Source organism: Oculatella sp. LEGE 06141, assembly GCF_015207605.1.
Taxonomy (GTDB): domain Bacteria; phylum Cyanobacteriota; class Cyanobacteriia; order Elainellales; family Elainellaceae; genus Oculatella.
In genome coordinates, this window is the sequence record NZ_JADEWO010000079.1 from 1 (window position 1) to 23,422 (window position 23,422).

A 23,422-nucleotide genomic window follows, 5' to 3' on the forward strand; every position below is an offset into this window, starting at 1 on the left:
GGGCTAAACAGAAACGTAACTCGATCGGCTCCGGTTGCTGTGGGGGTTGCGGGGGCAATATCAACCTGGAACTGCACTTTTTCCATGGCTAACGGTTTTAGCTCGTTGAGCAAGAGTGCTTCAAGCTGACGAGCCGCCGCCTGACGCAAACTGGTGAGGGTGGCGCACTGCTCCTTTAATTCGGCCTGGCGTAATTGGTAGGTTTCCTCTAATACCTCCAACGACTGACCGCTATCGCTTAACTCCTCTAGCTCTGTTTGAACCCGCTGGTTGTGGGCGATCGCCTCGCTCAGGGTTGGCCCGTACTTGCGGCAAATTTGCTTCAGCTCCACAATGCGTTCTTCTACCGTTTGCAGTCGGTCTGGATCGGTTTCCAGGTCTTCGCCATAGGCGTTAATTTGCCGTCCGGCTTCTTCTACCTGCGCCAGTGCGCCACCCACCAGCTCGGCGATCGCCTGGATCTGGTGGTCGTACCGTGCCATATCTGCCAAAATCGACTCCGCTTTGCCAAGCAGGTCGGCACAGGCTTCGGCACCGCTGTCGTTTTGATACAGCGCTTGATACACCTGGTAGCTCTGCTGCTGAAGCTCAACGCTGTGGCTGAGCCGCTGCCGTTCTTGCTCAAGCTGATCCAGCTCGTTAGGATCGCTTAAATTGGCCGCACTCAGTTCTTTGGCCTGGTATTCGAATAAATCAAGCTGCTGAAGCCGCTGCTGCTCAAATTGCCGCCGCTTTTCCAGGGCTTGTAAAGCTTGCTGGCAGGTGCTGTGGGCGATCGCCACCTTTTCTCGCTGCTGTACTAATTTTCTGCCACCCAGGCCATCGAGCCATTCTCGCTGTAAGGTCGTCTGCCCCAGCAGCACCGTTTGCCCCTGCGCTGTAATTTCAACCAGGCGATCGCGCAGCGATTCCATTTGCTGCTTATTGACCAGCACACCGTTCACGCGCGATCGGCTCCGCACATTGCCTCGGCTAGCCGTTAGCTCGCGGCTACACACCAGGGTCATATCATCAACCAGCTCAATCTCTTGTTCCGAGAGCCACGCAATCAACGCTGGATCGAGGTCAAATGTTGCTTCAACCGATGACCGTTCTGCCCCGGTGCGAATCGCTCGACTGGTCATCTTGCCGCCTAGAGCCGCATCCAACGCATCTAAAATGATGGACTTACCTGCTCCTGTTTCCCCCGTAAGGACATTTAACCCCTGACCCAGTTCCAGCTCCAGATGGTCAACCAAGGCAAAATTTTCGATCTGCAAGGACGTCAGCATGAGTTCAAATGAACCTTTGAAAAAGCGCAGTTAACGAAAAGCTTGAATCAGAGTGGTTGAGGGGCGGTTGACCTCTGGATGGCTCGACCGTCAAAACGCAGTTAGCCAACACGCCCTCATTTAAATCAGTGTAGTGGTAGTTCTGGGTGGATGTTTGTCGTCCGCAAGTCGGGTCTTTGCCTCTAGTCGATCGTTTAGCCAGTCGCTCAGTTCAGCTACTAGTACAGTTATACCTGTTACTGTGCCTCTCTGTACCCAGGTTGAACACACAGACCTGGGGCACGCAGACCTAGGGCACGCAGATAGGCACATAAACTTGGGTACACAGACAGATGCAACCTTACCCAGACTCCTTGTTACAATGCTTTACAGAAGCGAACATCACTTTTAACTCTACTGGCTCACAACCGATGCAAACCAAACCCCGATCGAACCTAGATCCTGCGGCTTCCACTCGTGCTGTAGTGATAGAGAGCGAACTGCATCCGGCTCCTGATGACCATTTGAAGTCGGTTCAGGTAGACACGCCCTACCAGCAGGATGAATCGCTGCGCTACAACCCGGAGGCGATCGCCGCTCAATACAGCCGTCGTCCGTTGCAGGTATGGGGTCGGGCATTTGTGATTTTTTGGGCCTTTTTTGTATTTGCAGCCCGGTTATGGTGGGACAAACGACTGGGGCAGGTAGAGCGCAAACAGTCGCGGCGGGCTGCTCAACTGCGGGAAATTTTGACGCGGTTGGGGCCAGCGTATATCAAGGTGGGGCAGGCGTTGTCTACCCGTCCCGATCTGGTGCCGCCCAATTATTTAGAAGAATTGACCAAGCTCCAGGATCAGCTACCTCCGTTCCCAAACGAGCTGGCATACCAGTTTATTGAAGAAGAACTGGGGGCACCTCCCGACAAAATTTATGCCGAGCTTTCGCCCCACCCCATTGCTGCCGCGTCGTTAGGCCAGGTGTACAAGGGCAAGCTTAAGAGTGGCGAAACCGTAGCCGTTAAGGTACAGCGACCCGGTTTGTCTCGACGCATCACCATTGACATTTACATTCTGCGAATGCTGTCAGCCTGGGCCAGCAAAAATCTCAAGCAGGTGCGAAGCGACCTGGTTGGCATTATGGACGAGTTTGGCGCTCGCATCTTTGAAGAGATGGATTACACCCAGGAGGGGCACAATGCAGAGCGCTTTGCCAAACTCTATGGGCATTTGAAAGATATCTACGTGCCGCGCATCTATTGGCAGTACACCCATCGGCGGGTGCTGACTATGGAGTGGATTACGGGGACTAAACTAACGCAGCCACAGGCCATTCACGCTCAGGGTGTGGATGCTGGATATTTAATTGAAGTGGGTGTTCAATGTTCGCTGCGGCAATTGCTAGAACATGGCTTTTTTCATGCCGACCCGCATCCAGGCAACCTGCTGGCAACTCCAGACGGCAAGCTGGCTTATCTCGACTTTGGCATGATGAGCGAGGTAAAGCCCTATCAGCGCTACGGATTAATTGAGGCGATCGTCCACTTAGTCAACCGAGATTTCGATTTGCTGGCGGAGGATTACGTCAAACTCGAATTTCTGTCACCGGATACAGACCTCGCCCCGATCGTTCCTGCCTTTGCCAGCGTGTTTAACAACGCCCTGGGCGGCACCGTGGCTGATATCAACATTAAAAGCATTACGGATGAACTTTCGGCACTGATGTACGAGTTTCCGTTTCGGGTGCCTGCCTACTATGCGCTAATTATTCGTTCTTTGGTAACCCTTGAAGGCATTGCTATCAATATTGACCCCAACTTTAAGGTATTAAGCAAAGCGTACCCCTATGTGGCAAAACGGTTACTCACCGACCAGTCGCCAGAGTTACGGGCTTCTTTGCGGGATCTGTTGTTTAAGGACGGCAGCTTCCGTTGGAATCGGCTGGAAAACCTGTTGCGTAATGCCAGAGACAGCGACGACTACGACCTGAACCAGGTACTTGACCAAACCGTTGATTTTCTCTTTTCCGAGCGGGGCGAGTTTATCCGCGAGTACTTGACCGTTGAAATTGTGAAGGCGATCGATGTGTTTGGTCGTAATACGCTGCAAAACATCACCTCCACCCTGCGCGGACAAAACGGCAAGAACGGCAGCAAATCGGCTGTTTCGGTGGATGAGCAAAAGAACTTAGAGCATCTTTATCGCATCCTTGATTTGTTGCGAGAGACACCCGGGTTTGACCCCATGCAAATTGCCTCTCTGGTGCCGCGCATCTTAACCAAACCAGAAACTCAAAAAATGGGGCAAAAGATTGCCAGCCAACTGACTCAGCGAGTGGTTGCCCGTGTGGTTCGTGAGGTTTTGCTGGCCGACGAGAAAAATCGCCAGAACGAACGCAGACCTATTTCAACTCCGCCTTTGAAGCGATCGCTCCCTGCTGCATCTGTGGCTCGTTAAACCTCAGTTCCAGGCCGAAAACGCTTGAGCCAACTGAGCCAGCGACAGCAGCCGAATCCGGGTATCTTGCTCGGCTGTGGCTCGATCGCCTGCTGTGTTGTACCCCCAGTCTGCCAAATAGAGTCTCACCTCTGTGAGGTCGGGTTGAGCTGAAATGCCCTGCAGCGTTTTGAGCCGATCTTCAATGAACCAGATTTGTGCAGCAGCATTGGTTTCCTGGCGAAACGCTTGCATCAAATCGCGCAGGGTTTGGGCTTTGGGCTGTTTAGATTCTTTTCCCCAAATTTGACCCTGACTCAGGATGACTCCTTTCTGTTGCAAGAGTTGGCGCACAAATCGCCCTTCTTTGGTCGTAATGATAACGGGGTGAACTGCACTGTTCATTGTCTGCTGCAACCGCTCCACCACTCCGGGATAAAACCGATGTTGGGATAGCCAGTGATCGACATCTGCTGCAATCCACTCATCGCGCACGCGATCGACCATTGCGCCAAGCTCGCGAGCATCCAACCCATCCGCTGCGATTTGCTGTTGCACGATCGTTGGCCAATCTGCCAGGATGGCTTCCTCAGGCAGACCAGCGAGGAGCGATCGCAATACCACCGGCATTTCCCAACCTGTTTCTACCACCGGACGCATCCGGTAAAACTGCTGTGCCAAGCCGTCTGGAGGCGTTTCGCTAACCGGCGACCAGATGCGACAATAGGCTCGCCATGCCGTCTGGAAATATTCAACTAAGCCGTCACAAATGACCCCGTCAAAATCGATCGCCAAAATATCTGGCTCGTGATCCGTCATTTTCCGTTCAACCCCACAACATCATCCGCTTTCAAACTTACAGCAGTTCTTAATCGAGTCAGCCACAGTCTCGCCAAGATGGATGTGGGGTGTAGGGTTTAAGGCGTGGTGAATGCAAATGAAAATGGCTGTAACGGATCAGTACAACCGGGCAAAAGCGATCGTTGATGCTAGATAGCACTGCCCTCATTAATAAGTAATAACGAATTGCATGGGTTGAGCCAACGTCCGCTAGAATCAGCCTTGGCACGAGCGAAATAGTGGTCTGCTGTAGCTACAGTTGCAGTGGAACTATTCCTGGTTTGCCTCTTTTCTAACGCCAAAACTCAACATCAATAGGCTTTGCCCTTAGAGAATGTTTGAAAAGTAGCAAATGTCCTGCATTTGCCCCCTAAATCCCCCAGAATTGGGGGACTTTGAACGAGAATCGGCTCGGAAGTCCCCATCTTGGGGTATTTAGGGGTCGGTTCGAGTGGCGTTCAGCACGTTTCAAACATCCTTTTAGAAAATGTTTGAAAAAGGGGCAATGTAGACTGTTGGGTACTTCTCAGCCATCCTCTGACGCTGCTGTTGCTTAAAACAGCCCGACATCGCTTGCCGCGATGTGCCTCACTTCAGCAATGACTCATTACAGGAATCATCTGCAATGCCTTTAACCCACGTTCGATTTTGTATAGGATGTTACCCTACTATGGGCAGGCTCCATCTATAGTAGGCGCGTTGCCTTGCAACCGCTACGCATAGCGTTGTATCTCTTCAGCTATTGCACAGGCCGTTCAGTGCAGTATAGCAGTACTAGTCGCCATTCATACAGCCATGAATTATCAAGAACAGTTGAATCCCTGGGTGATCCACCAACTTTTGCCAGATTTGCAGCATTCTACCGTTGCTCGGTTTCGTAAACGTCATGATGCAGAGTCTTATCTCAAAGTGATGCAGCAAATTCGTCCACGCGGCCAGTTTGCGATCGCGTTTGATGCTAATAGCGAACTGCAAGACTCATTGGCTGAATATTGATAGGCGATCGAGCCTCGGAGGTTGCCACACCCTGACGCTACGAGTGGAACCATGAGCGGCACAGAATAACTGGGTCAACGCTAGTGGCGGGAACCCAGTCAAAGCACGCCGACGCTGGATTGAATGCGTCTAACCGATCGCTCAACTAGCCATGTCACAATGGGAACGCAGATCCTGGTTTAAGGCGGGTTGCAGCATCTCAAAGGTAGTCATGGCAGCACAACAGTTTAACGATACGGCGCAAGATAACCCTGCATTGTGTCGGGTCATTGCCCAACGCATCGCTGAGGCTCCGCAACAACGAATCACGTTTGCGGAGTACATGGATTTAGTTCTATACCACCCGAAGCAGGGCTACTACGCCACCAACCAGGTCAACATTGGCGAGCAGGGCGACTTCTTTACGTCGCCCCATTTGGGTGCCGATTTTGGCGAATTGCTGGCCGAGCAGTTTGTGCAGATGTGGGAATGGCTCGATCGCCCCAATCCGTTTACGCTGGTGGAAATGGGTGCAGGGCAGGGGTTGCTGGCTCACGACATCTTGCGATATCTGCATCGTTCTCATTTCGCCTGTTTTGAAGCGATCGACTATCTCATTATCGAAAAATCGTCTGCTCTCAGGGCTGAGCAGCAAAATCAATTGCAGCCGCTCGTATCGCTTGGAGGCTGCATTACCTGGCAGGGTTGGGACGATATTCCGCGCCATTCCATAGTGGGATGCTGCTTTTCTAATGAATTAGTCGATGCTTTTCCGGTGCATCAGGTGGCGATCGACTCAGGGCAACTGCGGGAAGTATATGTAACCACGAGCAACCAGCAGGACACGGAAACGTCCCTTCCCCGATTTGTGGAAGTGCTTGGCGAACCTTCAACCCCTGACCTTGCTGCTTATTTTGGGCTAGTTGGGGTCAATTTATCGTCTGCGGCCTATCCTGACCACTATCGTAGCGAAGTTAATCTTGCTGCTCTGCACTGGATGAAAACGGTTGCCGATCGCCTCAGCACAGGCTATCTGCTCACAATCGACTATGGCTATCCGGCTGCGCGTTACTACAGTCCAGCCCGCTCTCAGGGCACCCTGCAATGCTATTATCAGCACTCGCATCACTCTGACCCCTATTGCAATGTTGGGCTGCAAGATTTGACGGCTCATATTGATTTCACAGCCCTGGAGCGGCAGGGAGAACGGTGTGGGCTGCAAACGGTTGGGTTTACTCAGCAGGGCTTATTTTTGATGGCATTGGGTTTGGGCGATCGCCTCCTGGCTTTGTCGCAGCCAACCCCCGACCTGACCTTACAAACCATTCTGCACCGTCGTGAGGCGTTGCACTCCCTGATGAGTCCCACGGGGTTGGGCAATTTTGGCGTGTTGATTCAAAGTAAGGGCGTGAAAGCGGGGCGATCGCTCAAAGGGTTACAGGTTCCTCCCCTCGCCTGAACGGGACTCAACCTGTTTGCTCACTAAGCTAACCGCAAAACTAGGGCACCCTGGCTGTCAGGGTGAGATCGCTCATGCCCCACAAATCAAAGAACTGCCGAAATAGCACCTGGCTGGCCTCGGCTAAACTGCCGTCTGCACCAATCACACCACCCTGAATCATTCTGCCGCTATCGGTTTGCAGATTCAGCCGCCAGTTTCCCTCATCATCTTCTTGAATCACCAGAGAGCCAGCCGCTAGCACCTGTCCGGCACGGCTTGAAATAGCACAGCGCATTAATTTTTGCTTCCTAAAACAATCGTAACCACATAACCACCATACCGAAATGCGTACCCAGACGGGCTTCAATCTAATAACACCGGGGGGTGAGCAGGTGTTTGAAGTTCACCGAGCGGGTTTGCTGCTCAGGCCGTTGGCACAACCGCAATGCACTCAATTTCGACCCGCACATCCTTGGGTAAACGGGCAACTTCCACACAGGCGCGAGCTGGGGCAGACGATTCTTCAAAATGCTGGGCGTACACGGCATTCATTGCGGCAAAATCGTTCATATCGGCCAGGAAAACGCTGGTTTTGACTACATCTGCCAGGGTTGCACCTGCCGCTTTCAGAATCGCCTTCAGGTTGGCGATCGCCTGCTCGGTTTGTTGGGATACATCATCATCGCCCACGATCGCGCCTGTGGCAGGGTCGAGCGGAATTTGACCCGCCACAAACACCAGTTGACCACTGGCAACAATAGCCTGATTGTATGGCCCCACCGGAGCAGGAGCTTGATCGGTTTGAATGACTTTACGCATAAGGACGGGACGCTTGTTGACGTGCAGAAGTACCGTCTCTCAACTTATCACTCAACTTCTGCAACTCACACTTGCAGGCCGCGTAACTTTTCAATTCTGCTACCGGATCGGGTTAAGACAGACGAGGCCGCAAGCCATAGCTGCGATACTGGCGGTAGTCTTTTAAGATGCGATCGTGGTCAAAACACAGATTTGCCGGAATTTGCCACAGTTCAAACAGCTTCAGCGCTTTGGCATCATCGGCTGCGGTGGGTTCACCGGTTGCGATCGCCAAAAAAACTACACTCAGCGTGTGCTGACGCGGATCGCGGTTGGGATCGGAATAGACGTGGAACTGTTCGACTAGCTCCACGGTTAAGCCCGTCTCTTCTTGCGCCTCTCGGATGGCTGCGGTTTCAACTGCTTCGCCGTAATCGACAAAACCACCAGGCAGCGCCCATCCATGCGGAGGATTCTTGCGTTCAATTAACACAATGGGGCAATTGGGGCGATCGCTCATTTCAATGATGATATCGACCGTAGGAGTTGGATTTCGATGAGCCACGAAATTATCAGCGACAGGACGTTCTACCAGAATAATCGTTTATCTATATCTCTCAATCGCCGAACGCAAACCATCGTCTCCAATCAAACCCTTAACAAATCCCCTATTTTGGCAAGAACGTGGTATAACTTATCGGGTCAAATGGGTTGCAAATCTCCTCCTGACCTCTAAGAGGATGTTTTAAAAGTGCTAAGCTCCAGCTCGAACCGCCCCCTAATCCCCCAAAATTGGCTTCGACGTGAGCGCTCAGCCGAACGGGGACTTCCGACTCAATTCTGTTTCAAAGTCCCCCCAAAACTGGAGGATTTAGGTGGCTAATGTAGAGTGTTGAGCCATTCTCAGACACCCTCTAAGATGGATAGTTAATTTCTTCCCATTTCAGCAAAAGTCCTTCCCGCATGAATCCTGACTCTTCCATTCCTGCTTCTGTTTCAGCCATTCCTCAACCCACAGCGGAGGGGAATCCGAATCTACAAGTTCGTTTCAAAAGCGAGGGTGGACGGTTGTTGCTGATGCTACCACCAGACGTTGACTCGGCTAGTTCAGCGTCAACCTGGTCTGATGTGTGGCAACAGTTAAAGCAACGGCTTAATGCTGGAGAGCGGTTCTGGCAGCCCGATACGGCAGTTCACCTAATTGCGCGCGATCGCCTCTTGGATGTTCGTCAGCTCCAGGCCATTGCCGATGCCCTGGCCGATGCCCAGCTTCAGCTCAAACGGGTTTACACCAGCCGCCGCCAAACAGCGGTTGCTGCTGCTACCACGGGCTATTCGGTCGAACAGCATTCTCCGGTTGCCCACCTTAACCAGGGCACCGAAGGCGGACAGGCATTAGCCGATCCGCTTTATGTTCAAGCAACTGTGCGATCGGGGATGGAAATTCGTCACCCCGGTACCGTTGTCATTCTGGGGGATGTCAATCCTGGCAGTTCAGTTGTGGCCGATGGCGATGTGCTGGTTTGGGGTAGTTTGCGTGGAGTTGCCCAGGCAGGCGCGGCAGGAAACGATCGCTGCTTAATCATGGCGTTGCGAATGGAACCCACCCAAATTCGAATTGCCAACCTGGTTGCCAGAGCGCCCGAAAACCCACCCGCTCAATACTATCCAGAAGTGGCTTATGTATCTGCGGGCAGCATTCGCATTACCAAAGCCGCCGACTTCTCAAGGGCAAACTTCTTGCCTGAAGCCAGCAGCGAGCAAGGGAGACAATAATTATTAGGGCTAGCCCTTCAAAATTTCCAGGCAGAAGGCTATGCTAAACGCTACATTCAATCATTGGCGTTTGGTGCAACGTTCTTCTTTAGAATGAGCGGCAAAGGGTGTTTTTGGAAATCTATTTCGTTATGGGGCTGAGCGATCGCTAGACTGAAATCAGTTCTGACCCGTTCCAGGGTATCCCTCGATTATTCGTTGTTTATTTTATCCACCACGGCTATTCATGAGTCGCATTATTGTTGTTACATCAGGCAAGGGAGGGGTCGGCAAAACGACCTGTACTGCCAACATCGGTATGGCCTTAGCTCAGCGAGGGCACAAAATCGCGGTGGTTGATGCAGATTTTGGGTTAAGGAACCTCGATCTGCTGCTAGGGTTAGAAAACCGAATTGTCTACACAGCCGTAGAAGTATTAGCGGGCGAATGCCGTTTAGAGCAAGCGTTGGTTAAAGATAAGCGTCAACCAAATCTTTCCTTGTTGCCAGCGGCTCAAAATCGCACTAAAGAAGCAGTCAGCCCCGACCAGATGAAGCAGCTCATTAACACGCTGGCAAAGAGCTTCGAATATATCTTGATTGACTGCCCTGCGGGAATTGAGATGGGGTTTCGCAATGCAGTCGTTGCCGCAAAAGAAGCCATCGTTGTTACCACGCCAGAAATTGCCGCTGTGCGGGATGCCGATCGCGTTGTGGGGCTGCTAGAAGCCAACGATATCAAGAAACTACATCTGATTGTGAATCGTCTGAAGCCAGCGATGGTGCAGGAAGATAAGATGATGTCAGTTAAAGATGTGCAAGAAATTCTGGCGATTCCGCTGATTGGAGTAGTACCAGATGATGAGCGTGTTCTGGTTTCTACCAATCGCGGCGAACCCCTTGCCCTCTCTCCCAATATATCGGTCGTCGGTATGGCGATTAACAATATTGCTCGTCGCTTAGAAGGCGAAAAGGTTCCCTTCTTAGACTTGATGGCAGCTTACGACGATTTGTTTTCCCGCATTCGGCGCATGTTCCGAAATTCCCCTCGTCAGTAATTTCTCTCATCACTGATTTGCGTCACTGATTGTAGAGTCTGTATTGCTCCCGTTCATTTTTTCAGACTCCGTGGACAAACCCATGCTCAGCGAATTCCTTGAACGTCTTTTTCCTCGAACCACTGGTGGCAGTAGCCGGGACGATGTTAAGCGTCGTTTGCAAATTGTCTTAGCGCACGATCGCACCGATCTGCCCCCGGCCATGATGGAACAGATGCGCCAGGAAATTTTGGAAGTCGTTTCTCGCTATGTAGAGATCGACCAAGACGAGTCAGAGTTTTCGTTGGAAAGCGATCAGCGGGCGACGGCTCTTATTGCTAACCTGCCCATTCGTCGAGTTAAGGTTAAACCGAATCCCTGAACCTTGAAGGTAAACGAGGGGTTAAGCTAGAGTCGAGAGTCGGTTCTGTAGCCTATCCCGTTAGCACGCTCAACACGCATCGAGCCAAATCGGACTTGTAACGTTATCCTCGCAACGGGCAGAAGCATACCTGTTTGGCGAGGTGACGATTCTCCAAGACATTGACTGCTATCTTGCCACAGCGCATCTCAATTTGGCGGATAAACCCTGGGCGGTTCTTTCGAATGTGCCGCCAACGTTAGCAACGTTTGAACTGTATGGTCAACGCTTTGGCACTATAGAACCGCATTTCAAGGACTACAAATCGGCGGCGTTTGACCTGAGCCGCTCTCAGTTGCGTGCTGCTGCTGCCCTCGCTTGCCTGTTGATGCGGTTGGCGGTGGCGACGTTGATTGCGACTGCCATTGCAGTTGTTGCAGTCATCGAGCAGGGACAGCGGACAACATTGGCTTGGCACCCTCGACGCGGCTTGAGTTTCTGACCGTTAGGATGACGCGAAATTAAACGGTTGGGTTATCTCAACCTGCCGATTCCTCGATTGGCAAGGTTACCTCGCAAACGTCCTCTGGTAACGACGGCTTTCCGCAAAAGACGGGTGCAATGGCAAACCCATATTGAATTCTCCCGTGTCACCGTATTCTCATCCTGAAACTCTAAAAGTTTCCGGCTTCAAAGCACCTGACTTTCTCTGACTTTTTCAGGCTGCGATCGCAAAGCAAGTGAAATAAATTGATTTCAGGCGAGACAAGCAAAGAGAAATTAAACCGTTCTCAACGTTTGTAAGTCATCAATCATCACTGAACTTAGAGAAATACAATGGCACGACAGCGGTGGATGAACTGGGCGATGGTGGCAAGTTTGGCAGTCGTTCCACTGATGAGTGTTGAAGCATTTCTGCGAGAGGAGGCAGTGAAGCGAGATTATTCAACGCTGCGAGGAGTTGATGTAGCGAGGAAACCGCAGGCAGCTATGGCATTGGTTGCAGGGTGTTGGCAAATGGAAGGTTGGCCAAGATTCTTATATCCAGTGGGGGAGCTAGTGTTTGGAAATTGTCGCCCCTTAGAGGGTCTAAATTTGGAGGAGATCGATCTCCGCGGTGCCAACCTTAGCGGTGCCGACTTCAGCAGTGCCAACCTTAGCGGTGCCGACTTCAGCAATACCAACTTCAGCAATACCAACTTCAGCAGTACCAACTTCAGCGGTGCCAACCTTAGCGGTGCAGACCTCAGCGGTGCCGACTTCAGCAGTACCACCGACTTCAGCCGTGCCGACCTCCGCAGTGTTGACCTCACCGGTGCAGACCTCAGCGGTGCAGACCTCCGCAGTGCTGACCTCAGTGGTGCCAACTTCACCGGTACCCATCTCGACCGTGCCAACCTTAGCGGTGCCGACCTCACCGGTGCCGACCTCACCGGTGCCATCCTCACCCGTGCCAACCTCGGCCGTTTCGACAGCAGCACCGCTGCCGACCTCGGCCGTACCAACCTCACCGGTGCCATCCTCAGCAATGCCGACCTCAGCAATGCCGACCTCAGCAATGCCGACCTCAGCAATGCCGACCTCACCGGTGCCGACCTCACCAGTGCCCACCTCATCGATGCCGTCTTCAGCAGTAACGACTTCAGCAGTGCCGACCTCACCGGTGCCCACCTCAGCGGTGCCAACCTCAGCAGTGCGAATTTTACCGGTGCCCATCTCGACCGTGCCGACCTCATCGGAGCCGACCTCAGCGGAGCCAACCTCAGCGAAGCCAACCTCAACGGAGCCGACCTCGGCCGTTCCGACATCATCGGAGCCGACCTCGGCCGTACCAACCTCAGCGGAGCCAACCTCACCGGTGCCTACCTCAACAATGCCGACCTCAGCAGTGCCGACCTCAGCGGAGCCAACCTCAGCGAAGCCGACCTCAATGATGCCTACCTCGATAGTGCCATCCTCAACGGAGCCGACCTCAGCGGAGCCGACCTCAACAGTGCCATCCTCAACGGAGCCGACCTCAGCGGAGCCGACCTCAGCGGAGCCGACCTCCGCGGTGCCTACCTCACCCTCAATGGAGCCGACCTCCCCGATTACTACCGCCGCCATCTCCTCCCTAGCGGTGTCGACCTCCGCCATGCCAACCTCAACGGAGCCAACCTCAGCGGTGCCGACCTCAGCGGTGCCAACCTCAACGGTGCCAACCTCAACAATGCCAACTTCAGCGGTGCCAACCTCCGCCGTGCCGGCCTCAATGGTGCCAACCTCAGCGGTGCCAACCTCAGTAATACTAGAGGTTGGACAACAACGCAATTAAGCGACGCTCAGCTTTGCGAAACTATACTTCCCGAAGGTGCTAATCTCAGTTCTACCCGCAACTGTAATACTAGAGACCCTCAATTAAGGTGAGTTCGGAATAAGGAGGGTTTTTGCCGGTGGTTTGCACCGCGCTGGCACCAACACTTTTGGGTAAAGGATTGTAGCGTCGTGCTCGCTCCCACAGCCTCAGCTTAAGCGAGATAATGACTATCCTGATTACCTTTCATCAATCGGCGTATCGCAACTTCAAGTGGTTCTATACCCAGTTAGTCTGTCGTTACTGGCGCAAAGCCTTCCCTCAATTAGTCAGTAACCAACGCTTCGTGGAATGGATGCCCTCTACTCTGATTCCCCCACTCTGATTCTCCTGTTGTCCTTTGACACATTGCAATCATTTTGAGAGTTGTTTCTTCTCCCATTGATTCGCTAACAGAATCAGCCCATTTATCCGTTTAAACCTATCCAGACATCCTATCTATGCAGAGGAGTGGGCGATCGCCCGCTCCTCTTTCGTTCACAGGCCGCTACCGCTTCGATATCAGGAGCACCGATGACGGGAAGACTAAAACTAGGCTCGTCCTAAATTGTCACAAACCGAGACGTTACAGGCTACACCCTGCGGATGCTTACAGGCATTGCACTCCGGCTCACATGTCCTGTAGCGATCGATTAAATAGCGTTCAACATTTATTGGTGATAGCCGTAAATATACGGATAAAAAAGGTGAAAAGCCTGGTCATAATACTCAGTATATTTGGTGCGTGATCTTAACCCTCAGTTGGATCGTCTTAGAGACTGGATAGTTAGCACGCCCCACTTAGCGATCGCCATCAGAATGCTCCAATATCTTACCGAGTCAAAAATCAAACAACGAAAAGTTGGCTGTTATGAATGACCTGATCAGGCGTGCAAAAGGTAGCAACACATGGCAAATTCTGAACATTTAACGCTGCTTAAGCAAGGGGTGTATCTCTGGAACGACTGGCGCGTTCAGCAGGGCAGCACCAACCCAACCTTCAGCCAAATTGTTCTCAGCAGTGCTAACTTGCGGGGAATAAGCCTGAGTGAAGCCAACCTCAAAGAGGTAACCCTCAGCCATGCTGATTTTTGCATGGCTAACTTGAGCAAGGCCAACCTGAGCCGCGCCAACCTAAAGGAAGCTATCCTTTACACTGCCGACCTGGAAGAGTCGGATTTGCGCGAAGCTGACCTCATTGGTGCAGACTTACGCGAAGCTAATCTAAGCAGGGCAGACCTGAGAGGGGCAAACTTTCGTGCGGCCAGCCTCTACACAGCCAACCTGAGAGGAGCCAACCTGAGGGAAGCTATTTTGCAAGAAGCCAATCTCAGCGATGCCAACTTAAACCATGCTGACTGCTGCCTGGCCAACTTTAAAGAAGCCAACCTGACGCGGGTTAATTTTCAAAGCGCTCGACTTTATACCGCTGATTTGAGTCAAGCAACCCTGTATGGCGCAAACTTAAGCCATGCCGACCTGCGCGAGGCCACCTTAAGTCAGGCGAATTTGCGTGAGACTGATTTACGCGAAGCCAACTTGAGTACCGCTGTTCTTTGTATTGCCAACCTGATTGGAGCCACGCTGTATAAGGGAAACTTGACGATGGCAAACCTGAGCATGGCGAACTTGTGTATGGCAAACTTAAGCCACGCAACCCTCAAGGGTGCCACGCTCATGGGGGCTAACCTGATTAGCGCCAACTTCTACATGGCAAACCTGAGCGAGGCCATTCTTCAAGAAGCCGATTTGCGCGAAGCCACCCTGAATGAAGCTAACCTTAGCCGAGCCAATTTGTGCCGGGCTGATCTGAGCATGGCAAATCTTAGCCAGGCGGACTTAAGCCATGCCAACTTAAGCGGCGCAAACCTGCGGCAAGCCAACTTATGGGAAGCCAATTTGGATGGGGTTTGTCTCACAGGGGCAACCATGCCCGATGGCAAAATCCACGACTGATGCGCTATGAGGATTGCCGAACCGCTGCGATCGCCACAGCCAGCCATTAGACAATCATTAGATAACGAACAGGTAACTGGTACTATCGCTGGAGATAACGCCGAACTTAGTAGGAGGTTACCAGCACCTCGTTAATTTTGCCGCGTTTGGCGGCGTTGCAGTTGATGGCTCGTGCCGCAATAATCGGATGAATATTGAAATCGCTGTACAGGCCACGAATGAAGGAACAATCCGAGTTGGATAACATCACCTTCACACCGCGATTCGCCAGTTCGACGAAAACATCTCGCAGCCGAATTTGATCCAGTTGACTAAATGCATGGCGGCTGTAGGCCGTGAAACTGCTGGTAGAGCTAATGGGATAGTAGGGCGGATCGAAGTAGACAAAATCGCGGCTGGTTTTAGCTAACTCTAAAATGGCATCAAAGGAATTGACGGTTAAGTCAGCCGTTTTAAGGGCAAAGGATGCCGCTCGCAACAACTCTGGGTCGCACACCCTGGGATTTGTGTATTTCCCCATTGGCACATTAAATTCGCCTCTTGAATTCTCCCGATACAGCCCGTTAAAGCACGTCTTATTCAGGTAAATTAAACGGGCAGCACGCTCCAGATCCGTTTTTCCTGGAGCCGATCGAACTTGATAGTAATACTCGCGGCAGTGCTGTCGCTGATGAATGCTGAGCAAATCAATCATGCGGTTAACATCGTCTCGAATGCAGTGATAGACGTTAACGAGTTCTGGATTAATGTCAGTCAATACGGCACGGGGAGGAGCCAGGTAGAAAAAGATAGCACCCCCTCCCAAAAACGGTTCGTAATAGGTATCAAAATACTTGGGAAAGTGAGAACTATATTGCTGAATTAACCGACCTTTGCCACCTGCCCACTTCAAGAACGGACGAGGAAAGATTGCTGGAGGAGAACAGTTAGTCATGCTGTTAACTATTGTTGAAATAATTCTCCCTCAAAATTGCTAAATAGGGCTAAAAAGCTCGAAAATCTCAGTTTGATCCGGCACTCCACGAATGAATCCCCTCCCTTTACAATGAGATGGAAGTAGAGAGACACAGTAAGTTGTACTCATACTGTACTATTGGCCGTTTCATGCAACAGGATTGTCGGGGGTAAATAAATGGAAGAGTTTTGGACGAATATTTCTCGCTATCCTCGCTATTTCATCAGCATCACGTTAGGCATTTTGCTGTCGTTAGCAAGTCCACTGTTGCCCTTGTTCAAACGTCCATCAACCGCGATCGCCGCAGTAGGCTTGATTATTTCTGCGGTTATATTTGTTGGCTTTACCCTGCGCGCTATGCTGGGGCTGGGTGCCGTTTAGTTTAACGGGGTATGGACTAGAACGCTGTACCAAGATTGTTTAGGGTCGTTGCTGACCAGTGGAGGAGTATTATGGCGACAGATCGTCGTGTGGCTCGCGTAGCCGAATTGATTAGACGCGAGGTAAGCCAGCTATTGCTATCTGGCATCAAAGATGATCGGGTTGGAGCGGGAATGGTCAGCGTGACAGACGTGAATGTCTCAAACGACCTGCAACATGCCAAGATCTTCGTCAGCATTTATGGCACGGATGAAGCGAAGGCCGAAACCATGCAAGGCTTGAAGTCGGCAACCGGCTATGTGCGGAGTGAGCTGGGTCACCGGGTGCGGTTGCGGCGAACGCCAGAGGTCATTTTCTTAGAAGACGACTCGATCGAACGGGGCACAAAGGTGCTGTCGCTAATCAACCGTTTGAGCCTGGAGCGTGAGGCATCAGGCCGTTCCTATGAGGATGACATCAGCGCCACTGACCGCATTGCTGACAGCGACAGTGATACTGATACTGACAGCGAGATTGAAACCGATCTACCGCTAGCCGAAGAAGACTAGGACGTTTGACCGAACGAGGTTTGGTAGGGGAGTTGCAACTGCAACTCCCCTACGTATGAGAGCGGCTGGCTGAGTGTGATTGGTACTGCTGCACATGGACGCTGTTGTTAGGTGATGTGGGATGGCTGCATTTCTTCCGAACCTGGAAGACCTTACCCTGAAAGAGCAGGTGGCTCAGATGGTGGTGGTTCGCGCCTCTGGGCACTTGTTCAATCACCAGATTGAATATCCGATATGGGAACCCCCGGCGGCAACGTTGCGGCACTGGTTGCAAGACTTAGGGGTGGGTGGCGTGCTGCTGCTGGGCGGTACTGCGGCAGAAGTGGGGCTGCGATCGCACCAGCTACAAGAGTGGGCAACGATTCCGCTCCTCGTTTCGGCCGATATTGAAGAAGGGGTAGGCCAACGGTTTGCCGGAGCAACCTGGTTTCCCCCACCAATGGCATTAGGAGCGATCGCCCAACGTGACCTGGACAAAGCTCAAGCCTGCGCCGAGCAGATGGGACGGGCAACGGCTGAAGAAGCGCTGGCGATCGGCATTAACTGGCTGTTGGCTCCGGTGGTGGATGTGAATAACAATCCTAACAATCCGGTGATTAACGTGCGCTCGTTTGGCGAAACGCCGGAAGGAGTCAGCCAACTCATTACCGCATTTATTCGTGGGGCAGCACCGTATCCAGTCTTGACCGCAGCCAAGCACTTTCCGGGGCATGGCAACACAGCGGTTGATTCTCACTTACACCTGCCCGTGCTGCCTCATTCCCTGGAACAACTGGCTGAAGTGGAGTTCCCTCCGTTTCGGGCGGCAATGGCGGCAGGCGTGGATGCGGTAATGACGGCACATTTGCAAATTCCAGCGCTGGATGGCGATCGCCCTGCCACGCTATCTCATGCCATTTTGACCCGACTATTGCGGCAGCAGCTTGGCTTCAACGGGCTGATTGTGACCGATGCGTTAGTGATGGGTGCCATTACCGATCGCTTTGGTGCCCGCGAAGCTCCGGTATTAGCCGTGGAAGCGGGAGCCGATGTGGTGCTGATGCCCGTTGATCCAGTAGGGGCGATCGATGCTGTGTGTCAGGCGGTTGAGACGGGGCGAATTGCGCCAGAACAGATTCAAGCCTCGGTTGAACGGATCTGGCAAGCCAAGCAGAAGGTGTATGCTCCAGCTATTAAGGGGGACACCTCTCATGCCTGGGAGAACCTGCCGCCGCCGCCCATTCAGTTAGATCATCTGGCAAGACCTGAGGCGATCGCCACGGCACAAACCATTGTGCAGGATTCGATGCAAGCAAGAGTGCCACACCCAGTTCAACCGAGTGCAGCCGCCAGGAATGTAATTGTGGTGGATGAACTGCTAGCCTGTCGCTTCTTGCAGCCCCAGAGTCCGGCGATCGCGTTGCCTCGTCGGATGGGCTATCAGTTGCAACTTGTCGATCGCTATACTGCCACCGTTCTGCCTGACCCCACTGCCGAAGGTTTGGCACCAACGCTGCTCCAGCTTTTTATTCGCGGCAATCCCTTCCGAGATCCGACGGGATTGATCAAGCTCGCTAAAACCTGGTTTCAGTCGCTTTTAACCAGCCAGGATTTGCAGGCGTTAATTATTTATGGCAGTCCCTATGTCCTGGAGCAGTTCTTGCCAGAATTACCGTCTCATATTCCCTACCTGTTTACCTACGGCCAGATGGACACGGCACAGGCGATCGCCCTGAAGACGCTATTTGCAGAACCCCGATCCCTTAATGCCCCCGTTCTGGCTGGCAATCAACCGTTTACCGATTGACCGGGTTACACATCTCCGTTGCTTGACTCGCTGTTGCCTGTGATTAACGTTCGTAGTAACGTCCAGCCAACCCAGGCAAGGGTTGAGCCAAATAGTACGAGCATCAGCAAGGCTAGCCCGGAAAAGGGAGCTAGCAAGCTGATGAGAATTAAGCCCACCAGCAGAACGGTGAGAACTCGTTTATCCATCGGTTTCTTCCCTGAACGTCTATGCTTTCACCTTAAAGGGCAGACTGGCGATCGCCATCTAACGTTAGTCGCGTTTGTTGAGGTGCGATTAAAGAGTTGAGTTATTCCCATGTGGCTACAGGACGCAGCATGGGTGGAATGTCGGGTTGGTCGGGCGGAAACTCTAGAACCGTTTCTCGTAATCCCAGGTATCCCGACTCAGCGAAGGATAGCAGCATCCGCTGTAGCGCCAGCCACACTTCAGATTCAAATTCCCAATCTTGACCGTAGGGCGCGTTGCCTGCGATCGCCCGGAGCGCCCAAAAGTAGGTGTTTCGCACCACGGAACCCTGTTTCTTATATTCCGGCACATCGTCTTTGTGCAGAAATAACACATCATTGTCGATTCTGACTCTCATTCTCCTGGCGGCTCACAGCAGCACGGTACATTTGCTCTATTCCAGGATAGTCATCCGTGGATAAGTTATGCGATTACAAAACGCAACCGGATGCAACCTTGAAGGGAGCTAAACCATAGAATTTGAACATGAAGATGCATCCCAACCGCACCAGTTTGCATCCAATGCCCCCTTTGCAGGCGGTGGTGAAATGGTGCAATCAAACGGGGGAAATTGCAATGAGCCATCGTAGACGACGACCAACTAATGGTTGGAAAATGGCAGCCATTTGTACTGGACTGGCGACGGTGTTAGCCATTCCGGTGATTGTGGTTTATCTCAGTTTTATTAGTCCCTTTTTAAGCGTAGCAGTGCTGCCTCAGCCAATCTCATTTTCTGCGACATGGGACTACGGCCAATTTATGCAACGGGTTGAAGCTGGCTCAGTTGAGTCGGTCAATATTAGTAACGATCGCACCGTTGCCACAGCTACTTTAGAAAATGGCGATCGCGTCAGGGTCAATTTGCCCAACGATCCAGATCTGCTCAGCATCCTAAATGAGAATGATGTCGCGGTTGCCATCGTGCCTCAATCGTCAATTGAACCCGCGCCGCTCGATGCTTCCTCATCCAGGCTCAGCCAATTTTTAGCGTACCTTGTTCCCCTGGTTGCAGTGATTCCAATTCTTCTCGTCGTTTTAGGACTGGCCTTCTGGCTTTGGGTTTTAGTAGATTGCGTTACTCAAGAATCCGACCAGGGCAATAACAAATTGGTTTGGGTGATTATCATTCTGGTTATGAACTGGGTCGGTGCCCTGATTTATTTTCTAATTCGACGACCACAGCGGTTAAACGAGTTGGGGCAATAGTATCAAGAGGACGACAGTTGCGGGGTAAACAATCCCTTGCCGCGCAACAAATCTAAGAATATGAAGACCGCTGGCGGATGCAAGACATTGGAAGAAACCGCCACACCAATTTCTCGCACTAGCGGCACGGGCAGCGATCGCACCTGCACCCCTGCCGGAATCGGTAATGCGGCCAGTCGGGGCAACACAGCAGCTCCTAAGCCTTGAGCCACCATGCTGACAATGGTGGAATCTTCTTTGACGATATAGGCCACCTTGAGAGACTGCCCCCATTCTGCCCAATGGTTCCGAACGGCTGAGGTACATTCCGCATAGTTGTAAAGAATGAAAGAGTAGGTGGATAACTCTTCCCAGGTCAGCGCTTCAGCCGTGGAGGCGATCGCATCGGGCAACAGCACTACATATTCATCCCGCGCAATTTCCCAGGTTTCAAACTCTTCAGAACGCGGCAACGGCACCAGGCCAATATCCACCTGTCCTTCTCGCAACGCCTGCTCTACGCCAGTTGGGTCAGCTTCGGTTAGCGTTACTTCAATGTCGGGAAACCGCTGGTGGAAGCGGGCAATCATCGGCGGCAACAAATGGGTGGCTGCACTGCGAAAAGAGGCAATTCTGACCCATCCACCCGACAGACCTTTTTGCAAATTGACCTCGTAATCGATACTTTCGCGGCATTGCAAAATCTGGCGGGCATGGCAAATCAGCCGCTCACCCACCGGAGTGGCACGGGCACCGAATCGTCCACGCGATAACAAAGAGATACCCAGTTCCTCTTCTAGTGCGGCGATCGCCCGACTTACCGCCGACTGTGAAATGTCGAGTTGGAGAGCCGCAGCAGAGAAGCTGCCCTGTTCCACAACGGCCAAAAAGATTTGAAGATGCGAAATGTTCATTGAAGGCATCTATGCAGCAACCGAATCGATGTGCATCGCAATAGGTTTTGATCATCCTCCACTGCAAGGCTAGCGTGGTGAGCATAAGTCGAACGCAGACTTATTGAACTAGAACGCAACCGTGAACTATGTTTGAGCTGATACCCTACCAAAAATTTCGAGATACTCCCGGCGTTCGTTTCTTTGATATCACAATCGCTGATTCTAACGCTCGTGATTTAGTGGTGCATGAAGGACCAGCCACTAGCCCAAATAATAGCTCCGATGGCAATTGGCAGTTTTATCTGCATCCCAACCAGGAAGACAACCTTCTGGCATTGTCGGGAGGCCGGACATTTTACCTGATCAACTTAGCGTGGGAGCATCCGTTTCACATCGTCCGCCTGGAAGCCAATGGCGACATTTTACGCATTCCACCCGGCACCTTCCACCGCTCGGTATCTGACCCTAATGGCTCGATTGTCCTCAATCAAGCCATCCGTACCGAAAAAGCAACGGTCAAAAGCGAATTCCGAGTGTATGATAGCGGCAGCATTCCGCGCCTGGGTTGGCTGCGATCGCGCGACACAGTGAAGCCCCATCTACACGGCTTTACAGAATCGTCGCTTCAGCGTCGAGCAGCGTAAACCAGGAGGGTGCTTGATTCGCGCACCCTCTTTTCGTCTTAATTCACTGAATCGTTTTAAATAACTAGCTCAGGAAAATCGGCGGGTATCTGGCTCTCCAGGCTTAATTACCTCTCTGGCAATCAGTGCGGCAACGGTTTCCAGGTGGAACCCCCAGCCCTGCGGCAGATTATCGTCTCCATCTTGCTGACCCAGATCGACATAGATACGGGGAGGCACAAAGTTGACGCGATCGCCCTCTCCTACCAACATCTCATCGGCCTTGGCCATCAGGCCATCAACCATCGCATCAAAGGCTTCAGGGCTATCAAAAGGCTGTGCAAGCTGATGGCTCACCAGTTTAATGAACTCGCGCACCCCAACCACCTTGGGGTCGTTAGCAGGCAGGCTTTCTAAGCCTAGCTGCTGAAGTAAAGCAGGTTCCATGAAGCTGAACAACCGCGCCTGTGCTTCCACCAGCTTCGGATCGTTGTTGAATTGCTGGCGCGGTAGCAGGGTGTGAAACGCCCGACGAATGACCTGAGAAATTTTGAACGGCGGGAAGGGCAGGCTGTTTGGATCGATCGTTTGTCCGTGTTGCGCCATGAGCTGATCCAAAGGCGGCAGATCGTCAGGCACCACGGGCATCGGAATATTGAAGGCTTTGAACTGGGGGTTGCCTGACTTTCGGCTCAGCGTATTCGGCTGGCGGTTGTTCTGCTGGTCGCGCAGTGCCAGAATCTGTTCTGCTTGGCGTTCATTGCCCAACAGTGTCGTCAGTCCTTTCCGGGTAAAGGGATAAACAGGCGTGTTGAGGCCAACAAACATAAACTCGGCGCAGTAGGTTTTGTGCAGCGGGTCGTTGAAGTACGACAGAGCCTGGCGATCGCCCAAGCCAGCCAGCAGCACGTTTTTCAGAAATTCGTGCAGACGGTGGCGATCGCTGATGTAAGTTGGGTCGCCACCGTTGTAGTCGGGTGGAAATTGGGCAAAGGGATTCATCATCGCCATCCAGCAAATGATCGAATCGGTATAGCCACGAGCCTGCCGTTTGGTCACAAAGTTTGGAAAAACAAGCTTCTGTGCGGCGGCCACATAGCCATTACTGCCATATAAACCGTTGTGATAGCCATCGGGTTCGTTGAAGGTGGCAAACCCATTCACAATGCTGCCGGTTTCAGTTTTTAACAATGCTGGAACAACCGCCCCAGAGTGGTGTCCTTCGTTTTTGATAAATGCTTCTGTAAACAAATCAGCAGACAACGGCTGGCGCAAATCCATTGCGACACCGTGTCGCTCTTTATGCCACTGGTAGGTGCAAATCAGCAAACCATCCCGCGCCAGAAATTTGGCGATATCCTCATGTCCGGAGACGGTTTCGTCCTGAACGTCTTTCAGTTCCAACGGGTCAGCAATGCCAATAAATCCGGGAACTTTAACGGTTTCAACATCAATAGTGGTTTGGTCGTCTAAAATCACTTTTTTGACGAACAGATGCTTCATATCCTTGAGCGGTTCACCAGGCCAATCGCCGACCAGAGTATTGAAACGGTTCAAGTCGATATCATTGGGCGATCGCAGCGGCAACAGCGAATCGGCAGTAGGTAAAACGGCCTCGGTCGGGGCGGGAGTGGGGGGCGAAGA

General features: G+C 52.2%; 24 protein-coding genes and 1 pseudogene. 15 read left to right on the plus strand and 10 right to left on the minus strand.

The features are described 5' to 3' along the window. A partial coding sequence (locus IQ268_RS28995) for a DNA repair protein RecN (RefSeq protein ID WP_193886418.1) occupies positions 1 to 1,271 on the minus strand: 1,271 nt, incomplete at its 3' end. A 410-nt stretch (positions 1,272 to 1,681) separates the two neighbouring features. On the opposite strand from IQ268_RS28995, the gene IQ268_RS29000 reads away from it, so the two are divergent. Continuing rightward, on the plus strand, positions 1,682 to 3,703 hold the full coding sequence (locus IQ268_RS29000) for an AarF/ABC1/UbiB kinase family protein (RefSeq protein ID WP_193886420.1): 2,022 nt from the start codon (positions 1,682 to 1,684) through the stop codon (positions 3,701 to 3,703). A 3-nt stretch (positions 3,704 to 3,706) separates the two neighbouring features. Here IQ268_RS29000 and IQ268_RS29005 read toward each other — a convergent pair whose 3' ends face one another. Next, on the minus strand, positions 3,707 to 4,501 hold the full coding sequence (locus IQ268_RS29005) for an HAD family hydrolase (protein ID WP_193886422.1): 795 nt from the start codon (positions 4,499 to 4,501) through the stop codon (positions 3,707 to 3,709). A gap of 816 nt (positions 4,502 to 5,317) precedes the next feature. Here IQ268_RS29005 and IQ268_RS29010 point away from each other — a divergent pair. Both IQ268_RS29010 and IQ268_RS29015 read left to right on the plus strand, forming a co-directional pair. Then, a complete protein-coding gene (locus IQ268_RS29010; RefSeq protein ID WP_193886424.1) occupies positions 5,318 to 5,518 on the plus strand; it encodes a hypothetical protein in 201 nt (66 codons plus the stop codon). A 211-nt stretch (positions 5,519 to 5,729) separates the two neighbouring features. After that, positions 5,730 to 6,956, plus strand: a complete 1,227-nt coding sequence (locus IQ268_RS29015; protein ID WP_193886426.1) for a class I SAM-dependent methyltransferase — start codon at positions 5,730 to 5,732, stop codon at positions 6,954 to 6,956. Between the two features lie 40 nt (positions 6,957 to 6,996). Here the strand turns inward: IQ268_RS29015 and IQ268_RS29020 are convergent, their stop codons facing one another. From IQ268_RS29020 to IQ268_RS29030, 3 genes are all read right to left on the minus strand, one after another. Further along, positions 6,997 to 7,233 (minus strand): hypothetical protein, encoded by a 237-nt coding sequence (locus IQ268_RS29020; RefSeq protein ID WP_193886428.1) that lies wholly within the window; start codon positions 7,231 to 7,233, stop codon positions 6,997 to 6,999. Positions 7,234 to 7,361: 128 nt separating this feature from the next. Then, positions 7,362 to 7,757, minus strand: a complete 396-nt coding sequence (locus IQ268_RS29025; protein WP_193886430.1) for a RidA family protein — start codon at positions 7,755 to 7,757, stop codon at positions 7,362 to 7,364. Positions 7,758 to 7,869: 112 nt separating this feature from the next. Further along, on the minus strand, positions 7,870 to 8,301 hold the full coding sequence (locus tag IQ268_RS29030) for an NUDIX hydrolase (RefSeq protein ID WP_193886432.1): 432 nt from the start codon (positions 8,299 to 8,301) through the stop codon (positions 7,870 to 7,872). Between the two features lie 398 nt (positions 8,302 to 8,699). On the opposite strand from IQ268_RS29030, the gene minC reads away from it, so the two are divergent. From minC to IQ268_RS29065, 7 genes and pseudogenes are all read left to right on the plus strand, one after another. Beyond that, positions 8,700 to 9,512, plus strand: a complete 813-nt coding sequence (gene minC / locus IQ268_RS29035; RefSeq protein WP_193886434.1) for a septum site-determining protein MinC — start codon at positions 8,700 to 8,702, stop codon at positions 9,510 to 9,512. A 226-nt stretch (positions 9,513 to 9,738) separates the two neighbouring features. Then, positions 9,739 to 10,548: a septum site-determining protein MinD gene (gene minD / locus IQ268_RS29040; RefSeq protein WP_193886436.1), complete on the plus strand. Its 810-nt coding sequence runs from the start codon at positions 9,739 to 9,741 to the stop codon at positions 10,546 to 10,548. An 82-nt stretch (positions 10,549 to 10,630) separates the two neighbouring features. Continuing rightward, positions 10,631 to 10,909: a cell division topological specificity factor MinE gene (gene minE, locus IQ268_RS29045; RefSeq protein ID WP_193886438.1), complete on the plus strand. Its 279-nt coding sequence runs from the start codon at positions 10,631 to 10,633 to the stop codon at positions 10,907 to 10,909. A gap of 142 nt (positions 10,910 to 11,051) precedes the next feature. Beyond that, positions 11,052 to 11,390 carry a hypothetical protein gene (locus tag IQ268_RS29050; protein WP_193886439.1) on the plus strand — a complete coding sequence of 113 codons (339 nt, stop codon included), beginning with the start codon at positions 11,052 to 11,054 and terminating at the stop codon, positions 11,388 to 11,390. A gap of 335 nt (positions 11,391 to 11,725) precedes the next feature. Beyond that, on the plus strand, positions 11,726 to 13,294 hold the full coding sequence (locus IQ268_RS29055; RefSeq protein WP_193886442.1) for a pentapeptide repeat-containing protein: 1,569 nt from the start codon (positions 11,726 to 11,728) through the stop codon (positions 13,292 to 13,294). A 12-nt stretch (positions 13,295 to 13,306) separates the two neighbouring features. Continuing rightward, positions 13,307 to 13,557 (plus strand): annotated as a pseudogene (locus IQ268_RS32535) (IS982 family transposase); the annotation flags it as partial. A gap of 572 nt (positions 13,558 to 14,129) precedes the next feature. Then, on the plus strand, positions 14,130 to 15,176 hold the full coding sequence (locus IQ268_RS29065) for a pentapeptide repeat-containing protein (RefSeq protein ID WP_193886446.1): 1,047 nt from the start codon (positions 14,130 to 14,132) through the stop codon (positions 15,174 to 15,176). 106 nt (positions 15,177 to 15,282) lie between these two features. Here the strand turns inward: IQ268_RS29065 and IQ268_RS29070 are convergent, their stop codons facing one another. Continuing rightward, positions 15,283 to 16,110: a DNA adenine methylase gene (locus IQ268_RS29070; RefSeq protein WP_193886448.1), complete on the minus strand. Its 828-nt coding sequence runs from the start codon at positions 16,108 to 16,110 to the stop codon at positions 15,283 to 15,285. 198 nt (positions 16,111 to 16,308) lie between these two features. Between IQ268_RS29070 and IQ268_RS29075 the strand changes: the two genes are divergently transcribed. The 3 genes from IQ268_RS29075 (at position 16,309) to IQ268_RS29085 (ending at position 18,846) form a co-directional block, all read left to right on the plus strand. Next, positions 16,309 to 16,512, plus strand: a complete 204-nt coding sequence (locus IQ268_RS29075) for a DUF751 family protein (RefSeq protein ID WP_193886450.1) — start codon at positions 16,309 to 16,311, stop codon at positions 16,510 to 16,512. Positions 16,513 to 16,583: 71 nt separating this feature from the next. Beyond that, positions 16,584 to 17,060 carry a 30S ribosome-binding factor RbfA gene (gene rbfA, locus IQ268_RS29080; RefSeq protein WP_193886459.1) on the plus strand — a complete coding sequence of 159 codons (477 nt, stop codon included), beginning with the start codon at positions 16,584 to 16,586 and terminating at the stop codon, positions 17,058 to 17,060. 121 nt (positions 17,061 to 17,181) lie between these two features. Next, the gene (locus IQ268_RS29085) at positions 17,182 to 18,846 is read left to right on the plus strand and encodes a glycoside hydrolase family 3 N-terminal domain-containing protein (RefSeq protein ID WP_193886461.1); all 1,665 of its coding nucleotides are present in this window, start codon (positions 17,182 to 17,184) and stop codon (positions 18,844 to 18,846) included. 5 nt (positions 18,847 to 18,851) lie between these two features. On the opposite strand, the gene IQ268_RS29090 is transcribed toward IQ268_RS29085, so the two are convergent. Further along, entirely contained in the window at positions 18,852 to 19,034 is a 183-nt protein-coding gene (locus IQ268_RS29090; protein WP_193886463.1) for a hypothetical protein, read from the minus strand. A 101-nt stretch (positions 19,035 to 19,135) separates the two neighbouring features. Further along, positions 19,136 to 19,432 (minus strand): hypothetical protein, encoded by a 297-nt coding sequence (locus tag IQ268_RS29095; protein WP_193886465.1) that lies wholly within the window; start codon positions 19,430 to 19,432, stop codon positions 19,136 to 19,138. A 128-nt stretch (positions 19,433 to 19,560) separates the two neighbouring features. On the opposite strand from IQ268_RS29095, the gene IQ268_RS32540 reads away from it, so the two are divergent. Further along, positions 19,561 to 20,280, plus strand: a complete 720-nt coding sequence (locus IQ268_RS32540; RefSeq protein ID WP_228035823.1) for a PLDc N-terminal domain-containing protein — start codon at positions 19,561 to 19,563, stop codon at positions 20,278 to 20,280. Between the two features lie 2 nt (positions 20,281 to 20,282). Here the strand turns inward: IQ268_RS32540 and IQ268_RS29105 are convergent, their stop codons facing one another. Continuing rightward, complete coding sequence (locus IQ268_RS29105; RefSeq protein WP_193886466.1) at positions 20,283 to 21,173, minus strand: LysR family transcriptional regulator; 891 nt, start codon at positions 21,171 to 21,173, stop codon at positions 20,283 to 20,285. 128 nt (positions 21,174 to 21,301) lie between these two features. Between IQ268_RS29105 and IQ268_RS29110 the strand changes: the two genes are divergently transcribed. Next, positions 21,302 to 21,799, plus strand: coding sequence for a redox protein (locus IQ268_RS29110; protein ID WP_193886468.1), 498 nt, complete (start codon positions 21,302 to 21,304; stop codon positions 21,797 to 21,799). 69 nt (positions 21,800 to 21,868) lie between these two features. Here IQ268_RS29110 and IQ268_RS29115 read toward each other — a convergent pair. Then, the coding region (locus IQ268_RS29115; protein ID WP_193886470.1) for a hypothetical protein at positions 21,869 to 23,422 on the minus strand (1,554 nt) is incomplete at its 5' end.